This window comes from Deinococcus marmoris DSM 12784 (genome assembly GCF_000701405.1).
Lineage (GTDB): Bacteria > Deinococcota > Deinococci > Deinococcales > Deinococcaceae > Deinococcus > Deinococcus marmoris.
On the sequence record NZ_JNIV01000050.1, the window covers coordinates 1 to 12,661 of the forward strand.

11 protein-coding genes and 1 pseudogene are annotated in these 12,661 nt (G+C 63.5%); 5 read left to right on the top strand and 7 right to left on the bottom strand.

The window, feature by feature from the left end; genetic code table 11:
* From Q319_RS28275 to Q319_RS0112920, 4 genes and pseudogenes are all read left to right on the top strand, one after another.
* Positions 1–341 (top strand): annotated as a pseudogene (locus Q319_RS28275) (IS701 family transposase); the annotation flags it as partial.
* Positions 342–517: 176 nt separating this feature from the next.
* Positions 518–1,099, top strand: coding sequence for a hypothetical protein (locus tag Q319_RS0112910; protein ID WP_029482909.1), 582 nt, complete (start codon positions 518–520; stop codon positions 1,097–1,099).
* Between the two features lie 25 nt (positions 1,100–1,124).
* Positions 1,125–1,751: a YczE/YyaS/YitT family protein gene (locus Q319_RS0112915; protein ID WP_029482910.1), complete on the top strand. Its 627-nt coding sequence runs from the start codon at positions 1,125–1,127 to the stop codon at positions 1,749–1,751.
* Positions 1,752–1,883: 132 nt separating this feature from the next.
* Positions 1,884–2,456, top strand: coding sequence for a hypothetical protein (locus Q319_RS0112920; RefSeq protein ID WP_029482911.1), 573 nt, complete (start codon positions 1,884–1,886; stop codon positions 2,454–2,456).
* Positions 2,457–2,475: 19 nt separating this feature from the next.
* On the opposite strand, the gene Q319_RS0112925 is transcribed toward Q319_RS0112920, so the two are convergent.
* The 7 genes from Q319_RS0112925 to Q319_RS0112955 form a co-directional block, all read right to left on the bottom strand.
* A complete protein-coding gene (locus Q319_RS0112925; RefSeq protein ID WP_029482912.1) occupies positions 2,476–3,495 on the bottom strand; it encodes a lipocalin family protein in 1,020 nt (339 codons plus the stop codon).
* Between the two features lie 127 nt (positions 3,496–3,622).
* Positions 3,623–4,393 carry an ABC transporter ATP-binding protein gene (locus Q319_RS0112930; protein WP_029482913.1) on the bottom strand — a complete coding sequence of 257 codons (771 nt, stop codon included), beginning with the start codon at positions 4,391–4,393 and terminating at the stop codon, positions 3,623–3,625.
* A complete protein-coding gene (locus Q319_RS0112935; RefSeq protein WP_029482914.1) occupies positions 4,390–5,238 on the bottom strand; it encodes an ABC transporter ATP-binding protein in 849 nt (282 codons plus the stop codon). Before Q319_RS0112935 ends, Q319_RS0112930 begins: the two co-directional genes overlap by 4 nt.
* Positions 5,235–6,872, bottom strand: a complete 1,638-nt coding sequence (locus Q319_RS0112940) for a branched-chain amino acid ABC transporter permease (protein ID WP_029482915.1) — start codon at positions 6,870–6,872, stop codon at positions 5,235–5,237. The genes Q319_RS0112935 and Q319_RS0112940 overlap by 4 nt, the downstream gene beginning before the upstream one ends.
* A complete protein-coding gene (locus tag Q319_RS0112945) occupies positions 6,869–7,885 on the bottom strand; it encodes a branched-chain amino acid ABC transporter permease (protein WP_029482916.1) in 1,017 nt (338 codons plus the stop codon). The genes Q319_RS0112940 and Q319_RS0112945 overlap by 4 nt, the downstream gene beginning before the upstream one ends.
* 232 nt (positions 7,886–8,117) lie before the next feature.
* Positions 8,118–9,287, bottom strand: coding sequence for a branched-chain amino acid ABC transporter substrate-binding protein (locus tag Q319_RS0112950; protein ID WP_029482917.1), 1,170 nt, complete (start codon positions 9,285–9,287; stop codon positions 8,118–8,120).
* Positions 9,288–9,772: 485 nt separating this feature from the next.
* A complete protein-coding gene (locus Q319_RS0112955) occupies positions 9,773–11,125 on the bottom strand; it encodes a glutamine synthetase family protein (protein ID WP_029482918.1) in 1,353 nt (450 codons plus the stop codon).
* 200 nt (positions 11,126–11,325) lie between these two features.
* Here Q319_RS0112955 and Q319_RS28685 point away from each other — a divergent pair, with 200 nt between their 5' ends.
* Positions 11,326–12,660 (top strand): excinuclease ABC subunit UvrA, encoded by a 1,335-nt coding sequence (locus Q319_RS28685; RefSeq protein WP_245619204.1) that lies wholly within the window; start codon positions 11,326–11,328, stop codon positions 12,658–12,660.
* Position 12,661 lies beyond the last annotated feature (1 nt).

A 12,661-nucleotide genomic window follows, 5' to 3' on the forward strand; every position in this document is an offset into this window, starting at 1 on the left:
GTTCAAGTGGCATTCTGTATTTATGCAGCGATGACAGCAGTCTGACCGCAAATGAAACCCTTGCGATCTATCAGAAACGATGGCCCGTAGAAGAATTTCACAAATCACTCAAGCAAAATGCCTCTCTTGGGAAGTCGCCTGCCAGTACACCTGCATGTCAGATCAAACACATTCTCTGTTCATTCTACGGACATATCAAGCTGGAAAAATTGAAAATCATCCGCAAGGAAAATCACTTTGCGATGCGAACAAAGATGTATATCGCCGCTCTTAAAACTTCATACGAGGAATTACAAAGGCTGAGGCAGCAATCCGAGAATTTTCAAAACTCTGCCGCGTAAGGTCAGTTATCAAGACTAAAACATGGAAAACCACCCGTGTTATGAACAAGCCACCCATCCTGCCCCACATAGAAGGTGTGGGCCTCACTGACGGTGAGATTGAACATCTCCTGGGTCATTTGCGCGGCCCATCCCAGATGACGTCTGCCTCCCACGCGCCCGCTATACTCCGGGCCATGCGCCGTCCGTTTTCCCTGCCTGCCGTGGCGCTTCTGCCCGTGCTGGGGCTGTTGCTGCTGAGCGGCTGCGCCCGCACCACCGATACCTTCAAGCCGCGCATCAGCATCGACAGCGCGGTGGGGGTGGCCCGCGAGAAGTCGTTTGTGATGGAAGGTTCTGCGCTCGACGATATGGGCGTGACCCAGATCACCGTGGACGGCAAGGCCATTCCCATGCTGCCGGGCAGCCGCAAGCTGGCGCGATTCCAGTTCAAGACCCTGATCGAGGGAACACAGGGCAAGTACACCGTCAAGGCGTTCGACGCCGCCGGAAACGTGGGCGTGCTGGTGCTGCCGATCAGCGTGGACGCGGTCAAGCCCACCGTTCAGGTCACGCGCTTCGAGAAAAGTGGAACGGCCATCCGGGTGTCGGGGGTGGCCGGGGACAACAGCGGGGTGGCGCAGGTGCTGGTGGACGGCAACCGCCTGAACATCACCCCCGGCCCGCGCGTGGAATTCTTTGCCGAGACCACCGGCATCTGGGCGGACATCACCGTGATCGACACCGCCGGAAACCAGGCGACGTTACGCGCCCGTTGAATGGTCCGCGCCCGTTGAAGTTCGGGTGACGGCCCCCGCACCGCTGGCCCGGCTGGTCCGCCCCTCGCGGCTGGCCCGCTTTGCCCTGCTCCTCACGGGCCTGTTCCTGTACGGCCTGAGCCTGCGGATGATGCTCGACGCCAACGTGGGCACGGCCCCCTGGGAGGTGCTGCACGTCGGCCTGACCCGGCACCTGCCGCTGACGGTGGGCGTGGTCAGCATCCTGACCGGGGCCGCCATCGTGGCGTTCACGGCGCTGCGGCTGAAAGAGCGCATCGGCCTGGGCACCGTGCTGAACGTGGTGTTGATCGGCGTGTTTCTGGACCTGCTGGCCCCGCTGATTCCCAACCCCGTGGCGCTGGGCTGGCGCTGGGGGCAGTTTCTGCTGGGCGTGGGGCTGCTGGGCTTTGCCACCGGGGCCTACGTGGCGGCGGGTCTGGGCGCTGGCCCGCGCGACGGCCTGACGCTGGCGCTGAACCGCCTGAGCGGCTGGCCCGTGCCGCGTATCCGCAGTGCGGTAGAAGTGGCGGTGCTGCTCGTCGGCTGGGCGCTGGGCGGGCCGCTGGGCTGGGGCACGCTGGTCTTTGCCCTGACGGTGGGTCCGGCGATGGGCTGGGGCCTGGGCCTGTTCGGGGTGGGGAAGAAGGCGTAGAGGTCGCAGGGTTTCTTTGACTGAAGTCTGAGTCTTCGCACGTCCGTTTGGGCGGGATTGCCAGGCTTAATGAAGTCTCGCCCCGCTGGGCAACTCATCAGGCACAGCCAGGACTTGGTAACGTGACACACCATGTCCACGACACCTCTGACCTCGGTCCACCTTCGCGGTGCGGCAGCGTCCATCCTGATCAGCGCAGTTTTCGCGCTGGTCTGGGGACTGAACGGCAGTCTGGCCCTGACGGGTGGCTGGCGATTTCTGGCGCTGGCCGTGGTGGTGCTGATCAGCGGGGTTCTGGCGTTCCTGGCTCTGAAATTCAGCCGCGAGGCGGCCCGCGCCCCGGCCCCGTCAGGCACTGGCGCTCCGCCGCCCAATCCATTCGTGACCCCCGCCTACCGAATTTCGCTGATCGCCATGCTCGTGGCCTTTCCCGTGGCGGCCCGGCTGCTGACTGCCAGTGGCCGGGAGGACGCCATCATGCCCGTCATCGTGATCATCGTGGGGCTGCATTTTCTGGGTCTCGTCTCGGCGTTCCGCAACGGCATCTTCGCCTGGGTCGCCGGGGCCTTCTGCCTACTGGGCGGCGTGTCCCTGCTGCTGCCCGCCGGGATCAGGATTGCCGTGCTGGGCCTGGGCTGCGCGGTGATCCTCTGGCTGGGTGTTCTGCCGCTGGCGTTCCGGTCCCTGGCCCAGCTTCGGCGGTGATGGCCGCTGTGCTGCCGCACTACTTGGCCGGAATGGTGAACAGCCCGCCCTCGTCTTTCGTCAGCACGCCGCCCACGAATTCGCCCATGCCCGAGGCGGTGATGGCCTGCCCGTTCAGCGTGCCGGTGCCGCTGACCGCTCCTTCCCAGTACGCCACAGATGTCGTCTTGCTCAGCAGTTCCTGATCGTCGCGCAGGGGGTTCAGGTCCAGACTCAAGTTCTCGCCGCTGACCTTCCAGCTCAGGGTGTAATCGCGCCCGCTGGGGCTTTTCCACACGCGGCCTGGCGTCATGGTCACGCCCCCCACCTCACGCGCCACGCCCTCTGGGCTGATCAGCGAGGCCGCCACCTGCACCACCTCATCTCTGGCGTTTCTGACCCGGTACAGCATCAGGTCCGAGCCGTCCGAGAGATGCAGGCCGAACCAGTCCCATTTGACTGCCGCGCCGGGCTGCTGATCGCCCCACTGGTGGTCCAGCCACGCCTGCCCACCCGCCTGCCGGGTTTCCTCGCCCACCTGAATTGTGCCGCCCACGTTCAGGCGCGTAATGCTCTGGTAGTACATCCGGCCTGTCTCGGCGGTGCCGGAGTAGCCGGGCGGATGCACCACCGGGATTTTGGCGGGGGTCAGTGTCAGGTTCAGCGGACCAGCCGTCAGCTTGAAGGGACCGTTGTTTCCGGCCTCCTGCACCAGTTTCCAGTCGCCCTGCGACAGACTCAGGGGCGGGAAGCCGAAGGTGGCCGATTGATCGCCGTTCTCCACGAAATACAGTTTGTTGTTCTTCAGATCCGTGATGGCGATATGCGAGGCGTGGTACGGCAGTCCTCTGTAATTCACCTTGAACTGTGCCCAGTGAAAAGCCAGCCCGGAGTCGGGCAGTACGCCGGAGACATACCACCACTCGGTTGCGGCATTTCTGGCCCCCAGATCGCCCGCCGCCGGCAGATTCGCCGGATCGAAAGCTGTCGGGGCAGGCACGCAGGCGGTGAACAGCAAAGCTCCCGTGATCACGGCGGCAGGAAGGCGCAGTTTGTCCATGCTCCAACTTACCTGCCCGGCCCATCTCAGACCTCAAGAATTGACCCAAAGGCAGAGGCCGGAGCGTCCTGCCCCGGCCTCTTTTTCCAGTCTTTCCTGTTGCTTGTCCTGTTACTTTTTCTGACCGCTAATCCTCGCCCAGGTACGCCTTACGCACGCTCTCATCCTTGGCGATGTCGCTGGCCTTGCCGCTCAGCTTCATCTCGCCGGTTTGCAGCACGTAGGCGCGGTGGGCAATCGCCAGGGCCATGTTGGCGTTCTGTTCCACCAGCAGCACGGTGGTGTTGTGTTCCTTGTTCAGCTTGACGATGATGTCGAAGATCGCCTCCACGAACAGCGGCGACAGGCCCATGCTCGGCTCGTCCAGCAGCAGCAGGCGCGGATTGACCATCAGCGCGCGGGCAATCGCCAGCATCTGCTGCTCACCGCCGGACATGGTGCCGCCCAGTTGGTTCTCGCGCTCCTTGAGGCGGGGAAAGTACGCGAAGCCCTCCTGCACGCGCTCCTCGATCAGCTTCTTGTCGGTAATCGTGTACGCGCCCACCTCCAGATTCTCGCGGACGGTCAGTTGGGCGAAGATGCGGCGGCCTTCGGGCACATGGCTCATGCCCATCTGCATGGTCTGGTGGGCCGGCTTTCCGGCGATGTTCTCGCCCAGGTAGCTCAGCGTGCCGGTGCGCGGTTTCATCATGCCGCTGACGGTGCGCAGGGTGGTGGTCTTGCCCGCGCCGTTGCCGCCGATCAGGGCCACGATCTCGCCCTCATGGGCCTTGAGGGTAATGCCCTTGAGGGCGTGGATGTGGTCGTAGTAAGAGTGGATGTCGGTCAGTTCCAGCATGGGCGTTCCGCTGGTGCTGGGGGCCTCTGCGGGGGTCGGTGCAGTGGTGGGATGGGTCATCTGGGCGCTTCCTCCTTGCCGTATTCTCCGGCGGCGGCCCCACGGCCCAGGTACGCCTCCATCACGGCGGGGTCGTTGCGGACCTGATGCGGCAGGCCCTCACTGATCTTGGTGCCGTAGTCCAGCACGGTGATGTACTCGCTGAGGGTCATGACCAGCCGCATGTCGTGTTCGATCAGACAGACGGTCACGCCCAGCTCGTCACGGATGCGGCGGATCAGGGCCTTGAGGTCCTCGGTCTCGCGGGGGTTCATCCCGGCGGCGGGTTCGTCCAGCAGGATCAGCTTGGGCGTGGTGGCCAGCGCGCGGGCGATTTCCAGCTTGCGCTGATCGCCGTAGGGCAGATTGGTGGCGATCTCGTTGCGCCATTTGCTCAGGCCCACGAAGTCCAGCATGATGCGGGCGGCCTCGCGCGCCTCGTGTTCGGACTCGTGAAAGCGGCGGGTCCGCAACACGGCGTCCACGAAGGTGCTTTTCAGGCGGGAGGTGCGGCCCACCATGATGTTTTCCTCGCTGGTCATGCTGGAAAACAGCCGGATGTTCTGAAAGGTGCGCGCGATCCCGGCTTCCGTGACCTGATCGGGGCGCAGGCCCACCAGCTCACGCCCGGCCAGTTTGATGCTGCCGCGCGTGGGCGCGTAGATGCCGGTGATCATGTTAAAAAACGTGGTCTTGCCCGCGCCGTTGGGGCCGATCACGCTGACGATGCTGCGCTCCGGGACGTGCATGGTCACCGAATTCACGGCGGTCAGCCCGCCGAATTCCTTGGTCAGGGCGTCCACTTCCAGAATGCTGCCGCCGCTGGCCGGGGCCGTGGGGCCAGGATGAACCGTGGTCTTGATCATCGTTCGCCTCCGGGCTTGTCGTCTTCCTTGGTGGTGGCCAGTCCGGCACTGTACACGTCGCCGCCCGCATTCAGACCGCTGGCGTTGCCCTGTGCGCTCTCGTCTTCCTGATCCTGATCGTGGTGCAGTTCGCGTGCGACGCGCTTGTTGGGCAGCAGCCCTTCGGGGCGCAGCAGCATCATGGCCACCAGGATCGAGCCGAAGATAAAGCGGTTGAAGTTGGCAGGGTTGACCTCCTGCGGAATCCAGGACACGTTGGCGCTGGCCTCGCCCAGACCCGGCAGAATCCGCAGGTTCAGCAGGGTGACCACTGCCGCGCCCAGGATCACGCCGCTGAACGATCCCATGCCGCCCAGCACCACCATGCTCAGCACCGTGATGCTTTGCAGCAGGTTAAAGCTCTCGGGGCTGATAAAGGTCTGCTTGGCCGCGAAGATCATGCCCATGACCCCGGCAAAGCTGGCTCCGGTGGCAAAGGCGATCAGCTTGGTCTGCATCAGGGGCACGCCCATCGCCTGCGCCGCGATCTCGTCGTCGCGGATGGCGATCCACGCCCGCCCGATGCGGCTCTTGTCCAGGCGCACGTTGACCAGCAGGATCACGGCGATCACGATCAGCACCAGCACGTACAGGAACAGCAGGTAGTGCTGCTCTGGCCGGAAGCCCAGCGCCCCGGCCAGTGAATTGAACCACGGCACCGACGCCGAGCCGATGGGGGTGATGCCCTGCGAACCCGCCGTATACAGGTCCAGGTTGTTGGCCAGCACCCGGATCACTTCGCCCAGGCCCAGCGTGATGATCGCCAGGTAATCGCCCTTGAGCTTCAGCACCGGCAACCCGATCAGCACGCCCACCAGGGCGGCGGTCATGACGCTCAGCGCCAGGAACAGCCAGAAGAAACCGGGGTTGATGCCGTTTGCCAGCGCCTCGGCGGACCCGGAGAACAGCACCATGATCGAGCGGCCCACCAGCATGATGCCCGCGAACAGCCCGAAACCCGCCAGCAAAAAGCTCAGGTTGCTCAGGCGGTTGGGTGCGGTGCGGGCGTGCAGGCCCCGGATGTACACCATGCTGCCCGCCGTCACCGCCGTCAGCACCAGCCCGGTGGCCAGGGTGCCGCTGCCGGTGCTGCCGGGGTTCTCGCCGTAATATTTCAGGACTTCACCGAAGCGTGGGCTGGCGAAGATGCTCCAGGTGTACGCGCCCACCGCGAAAAAGGCCACGTAACCCAGATCGAGCAGTCCGGCCAGCCCCACCACGATGTTCAGGCCCAGGGCCAGCGCGGCGAAGATCATGATCTGAATGCTCAGGTCCAGCAGGCTGGTGTCGGCCTGCCCGGCCAGCGGCAACACGAACAGCAGGCTGCCGATGCCCACCAGCAACTTGGCCCAGTTGGCGGCCTTCCACAGATACGCGAACAGCACGTTGGCCAGGAACAGCGAGACGACCAGCGCTTCCACCACCTTGTTGCGCAGAACGTCGCCCAGCGGTCCCAGGTTCCTCATGATGTCGGTTTCGTGCGAGACCAGCAGCAGAACAGACGTGACGATGAAGAACAGCACCAGCAAGACGGTTCGGTCTGGTTTGACCAGGGGGGGGCGTACGGCGGGTTTCGCGGGATTGGCAACCGTCATACCTTCTCCACGTTGCTTTTACCAAGCAGGCCGGTGGGCTTGAAGATCAGGATCAGCACCAGCACGATGAACGGCCCGATCTTGGAGTAGCTGGCATCGATGGTCTCCAGGTTGGCGAGACCCAGCAGATTTCCGAAGATGTTGGTCACGCCGATCAGGTTCTGGATCACGCCCAGCAGCAGGCCGCCCAGCACCGCGCCGGGAATGCTGCCGATGCCGCCCAGCACCGCCGCCGTGAAGGCGATGATGCCCGGATCAAAGCCGCTGTAGGCGTTGATCGTGCCGAACTTCATGCCGAACAGCACGCCGCTGACGCCGCCCAGCGCCCCGCCGATCAGGAAGGTGGCGCTGATCATCCGGTTGGAATCGATGCCCATCAGCCCAGCGGTCACGCGGTCCTGGGACACGGCGCGAATGGCCTTGCCCAACCGGGTGCGGTTGACCACGTAATTCAGCACGCTCAGGCTGACCAGGGCCACCACCACCAGAATCACGTCTTTCAGTTGCACGTCCACGCCGATGGTCCGCAGGAAGTTGCCCAGCGGCGCGCAGGTGCTGCCCTCTGCGGCACAGAACTTGTTGCCGAATCCGGCGGGCAGCGTGTAGGTCAGGTCAAATCGGCCCTGCAACCCTTCCAGAAAGCGCAGGGTGTCTTGCAAGATCAGCGAGACGCCAATCGCGGTGATCAGCGGCACCAGACGCGGCGCGCCGCGCAGTGGGCGGTAGGCCAGCCGCTCAATCAGCACGTTCAGCAGCCCCGACACGATCATGGCGGCCACCAGCGCCAGCAGCAGCTTCAGGTAGCCGTTCATGGCCGAGTTCTCAAGAATGCGGAAGATCTCGAAGCCCACCACCGCTCCGGTGATGAATACTTCCGAGTGGGCGAAGTTGATCAGTTGCAGCACGCCGTACACCATGGTGTACCCCAGCGCGATGATGGCGTAGACGAAGCCCAGAACAAGGCCACCGATGATCACGTTGACGATAAAGGGCAACAGGACAGAAAGTTCCAAAAAAACCAGCTCCTTTCAATGAATGAAGGGGGTGCGGTGGGACGCGGGACAAAGCAATGGTGAAATCGACTGCATTCTACTCTTGGGGTGGGGCGCGGGTTAAATGTGGAATCACTTCCAGAACCTCCCTCTGTGTCCCCGATGTCTCAAAAAGCCGGTGTTGACAGGCCGTACTGGCAAAAAGAGGGGGCCAGGCACGTAGCCCAGCCCCACGGTCAACAAGTGCTGGGGATCAGTTTTTGGGAGGCTTGACGGCCAGGCTGGTTTCCAGCTCCGCCTTGCCAGCCGTGAGCTTGATCACGTACAGCGTGGCGGCCTTGCGGTCCCCGACGCTGTTGAAGCTGACTTCACCCGAGAGCAGGCCCTTGTAGGTGCCCTTGCGGATGGTGTCCAGCACCTGCTTGCGGCTGGGAGCCTTGCCGCCGTTGGCGCGGGCGGCGTCCAGGATGCCCTGGAGCGTCACCTTGGCGGCGTCGTAGCCGAAGGCACCGAAGCCCTGGGCGGGAGTGTTGAAGGTCTTCTGGAAGCTGGCCGCAAAGGTCTTGGCGGCGGGCAGCGCTTCCAGCGGGGCAGCAACGGTGGTGTAGTAGACGTTGTTGGCCCCGGCCTTGCCGATGATCACGGGCAGCTCGCTGCTGTCCAGGCCGTCGCCGCCGACGACGGGGGTGTTGATGCCCGCGCCGCGCAACTGCTTGATGAACACGCCGATCTGGTTGTAGATGCCGCCGAAGTAGATGGCGTCAGGCTTGGTCAGCTTGATCTTGGCGACGATGCTGGAAAAGTCGCTCTTTTCCTCGGTGCCCTCGCTACCGGAGATGGTCACGCCCTTGGCTTTCAGGGCTTTCTCGACCTCGGCGGCCAGACCTTCGCCGTAGGCGGTCTTGTCGTTCAGGACGTAAGCCTTCTTGGCCTTGAGGGTATCGGTGATGAAGTTTGCGCCTGCCGGACCCTGCGAGTCGTCGCGGGCCACGATGCGGTTCATGTTGGCCAGACCACGGTCGGTGACCTGGTTGGCGGTGTTGGCCGGGCTGACCATCACCAGGTTGCTGGGGAGCAGCGCCGCGCTGGCAGGAATGGCCACGCCGCTGTTCAGGGTGCCCACCACGGCCAGGATCTGGTTGTCGGCGGCAATCTTGCGGGCGGCGGCGGTGCCGGTCGCGGGATCGGCCTGGTCGTCGTAGGGCACGAGTTGCAGGTTAAAGCCCGCCTTCTTGAACTGCGCGGCGTATTCGTTGACGGCCAGTTGTACGCCGTTGCGGATCTGGGTGCCCAGGTTGCTCTGGCCGCCGGACAGCGGGCTGATGGTGGCGATCTTGATGGTGGTCTGCGCGCTGGCAGTGCCCAGCGCCAGTGCGGCAAGTACAGAAAGGCTCAGCGCAGTTTTCGTGGCAATCTTCTTCATAATTCCTCCGGGTATAGATGCGCCGCCGGACCCTGGGGCCTGGATGCGCTGTGGTTGTGATAACAGGATTCTAGGGACGAATTAAGGTGAAGTCAATGCGTCCCTCATGTGACCTTTGGAACGTCGGGGTGGCAACGACGTGTAAACCGGAGAATAATTGCGCCATGTTGTCTATATTGAGCAACAAACGTATGTTCGGATGTGTCTGTGCGGTTCTTCATCTCTCCGTCTTAATACACCTGGGGGTCCAATGGGGCGGCCATTGGATTGACCACCGGAAAAATGCCTCCCAGGGCTTTCAAAGCGGTGGGCCGGGTCCCTGGGTTTACCGCATCCCAGCCTCAGTCCAAATCTATGGCAGAGCGCCGTGTTGCAGATGGCGGGTGGGTGTCTGGCAGATGCCGGGATCTCGGTTGCAGGGCCGGGACCGCCGGGAAGCATTGAAGACAGTTCCAGGGTGACCAGGGTAATTTCCCCGCTCGTTGCTACACCAGATCCAGATAGCGTTCCAGTTCCCAGGCATGTACGGCGGCGCTGTATTCGCGCCACTCCGCCCTTTTGGCAGCCACGAAATGGTCCAGGACATGTTCCCCCAGTGCCTGTTTCAGCACCTCGTCCTTGCCCAGCTCATCGACGGCCTCACGCAGGTCGGTGGGCAGCTCCTTGACGCGGTGGTGGCGTTTCTCGCGCACGGTCATCTTGAAGATGTTGCGGGCAATCGCGGGCGGCGGCTCCAGCTCGCGCTCGATGCCGTCCAGACCGGCGGCCAGCATGACGGCCAGCGCCAGATACGGGTTGCAACTGGGGTCCGGCATCCGCAACTCGGCGCGGGTGGAATTGCCGCGCTTGGCCGGAATGCGGACCAGGGCGCTGCGGTTTCCCGTACTCCAGGCAATGTTGACCGGGGCCTCGAAGCCCGGCACCAGCCGTTTGTAGCTGTTGACCAGCGGGTTGGTGATGGCGGTCATGCCCTCGGCGTGGTCCAGCAGCCCGGCGATGAAGCTCTCGGCAATCCTGGAGAGGCCGTATTCGCCCTTCTCGTCGGCAAAGGCATTCTTGCCGCCCCCAAACAGACTCAGGTGACAGTGCATCCCGCTGCCGCTGACGCCCGCCAGCGGCTTGGGCAGAAAGCTGGCCAGCAGGCCGTATTCCAGCGCCACCCGCTTGACCACGAATTTGAAGGTGGCAATCCGGTCTGCCGTTTCCAGTGCCGGGGCGTAGCGGAAGTCGATCTCGTGCTGGCCAGGGGCAACTTCATGGTGCGCGGCCTCGATCTCGAAGCCCATCTCGACGAGTTTGTTGGCGATCTCGCGGCGGATGCGTTCGCCCTTGTCGATGGGAGCGAGGTCAAAATACCCGGCCCGGTCGTGCGTTACCGTGCTGCCCAGGCCAGCGGGCGTGCGCTCGAACAGGAAGAACTCCGGCTCGGTGCCGACGAACATCTCGTAGCCTCTGGCCTGTGCCCGCTCGATCTGGCGCTTGAGAACCAGCCGGGGATCGCCCCCAAAGGGCGTGCCGTCCGGCAGCGTCACGTCGCAGATCAGCCGCGCCACCGCGCCGCGCTCGCTTTCCTCGCGCGAAAACGGCGGGTAGATCAGGAAGGTGCCCAGGTCCGGGCGCAGCAGCATGTCGGATTCCTCGACGCGGGTAAAGCCCTCCACGGCGCTGCCGTCAAAGGTCACGTCGCCGCTCAGGGCCTTTTCAAATTGTGAGGGCGGCACCTCCACGTTCTTGGTGGTCCCCAGGATGTCGGTGAATTGCAGGCGCAGAAACTTGATCTGTCCGTCTCGCAGGCGAGAAAGAATCTCGGCCCGGTCAGGTGTGGGGGAAAGGGTCATGTGTGTTTTACCTCCAGGGACGTTCTGAACCCAGGGTAACGGGACCGGGGCCAGGGGGGAAGGTGAGGGGTTGTTTCTGTTGTGGATGTGGGGGCAGTGAAAGACGCCAGCAGGAAGCGAAAGTTAAGACCGGATGAACTTGTTGTGGCACGGTTTACACATGAATCTCAGAGAGTCTGGAGATCTCAGGAGGCCCATCCATGACCCAGCGGCAAGCGATCCAGCGGCAATCCATCGAAGTGTACGGCGCTCGCGAGAACAACCTGCGAGACGTTTCGCTGCACATTCCCAAAGGCCAGATCACGGTGTTTACCGGCGTTTCGGGGTCCGGCAAGTCGTCACTCGTTTTCGACACCATCGCCGCCGAGGCGCAGCGTCAGCTCAACGAGACCTTCACGGCCTTCGTGCAGGGCTTTTTGCCGCACTACGGGCAGCCGGACGTGGACCGCATCGAGAATCTGAACGCGCCGATCATCATCGATCAGAAGCGCGTGGGCGGCGGCTCTCGCTCCACGGCGGGCACCTACACCGACATTGCCGCGCCGCTGCGCCTGCTGTTCTCGCGTTTCGGCCAGCCTTCCGCCGGACCCGCCTTCGCCTTCTCGTTCAACACGCCGCAGGGCATGTGCCCCGAATGCGAGGGCATCGGCAAGACCGTGCAGCTCGACATGGAAAGGTTTCTGGACCGCAGCCTGTCGCTGAACGGCGGCGCGATTCTGCATCCCGAATTCAAGGTGGGCAAGTGGATGTGGAAGATGTATCCGCTCTCTGGCCTGTTCGACAACGACAAACCCGTTCAGGAGTACAGCGGCGAGGAGTTGCACGCCCTGCTGTACGGCGCAGACGTGAAAGTCTCGTTCGGTGAGTTCGGCTCTAGATACGAGGGCCTGATCGAGCGCTTCACCCGCATGTACCTCAAGAAGGACGCGGCAGCCATGTCCGGGCGTGCCAGAACCATTTTTGAGCAGTTCACCACGTCCCAGACCTGCCCGGTGTGCCACGGCGCACGGCTGAACGGGGCGGCGCTGAACTGCCGCATCGACGGCCAGAACATCGCGGACGTCTCGGCGCTGGAAATCACGGACCTGATCGCCTTTCTGGACCGCCTGAGCGATCCGGCAGCGGCGCGGGTGGCGGGTCACCTGACCGAACGCCTGCACCATCTGGTGGACATCGGGCTGGGCTACCTGAGCCTGAGCCGCGAGACGGCCACGCTGTCGGGCGGTGAGTCGCAGCGGCTCAAGATGATCCGGCATCTGGGAAACAGCCTGACCGACATGCTGTACATCCTGGACGAACCCAGCGTGGGCCTGCACGCCCGCGACGTGGCCCGCCTGACCGGGCTGCTGCGAAAGCTGCGCGACAAGGGCAACACCGTGCTGGTGGTGGAACATGACCCGGACGTGATCCGGGAAGCCGATCATGTCGTGGACATTGGGCCGGGAGCGGGAACGCACGGCGGGCAGGTGGTCTTCGAGGGCAGGTACGCAGAGTTGCAAAAGGCCGATATCCTGACTGGAAAGTTCTTGAGCTAGC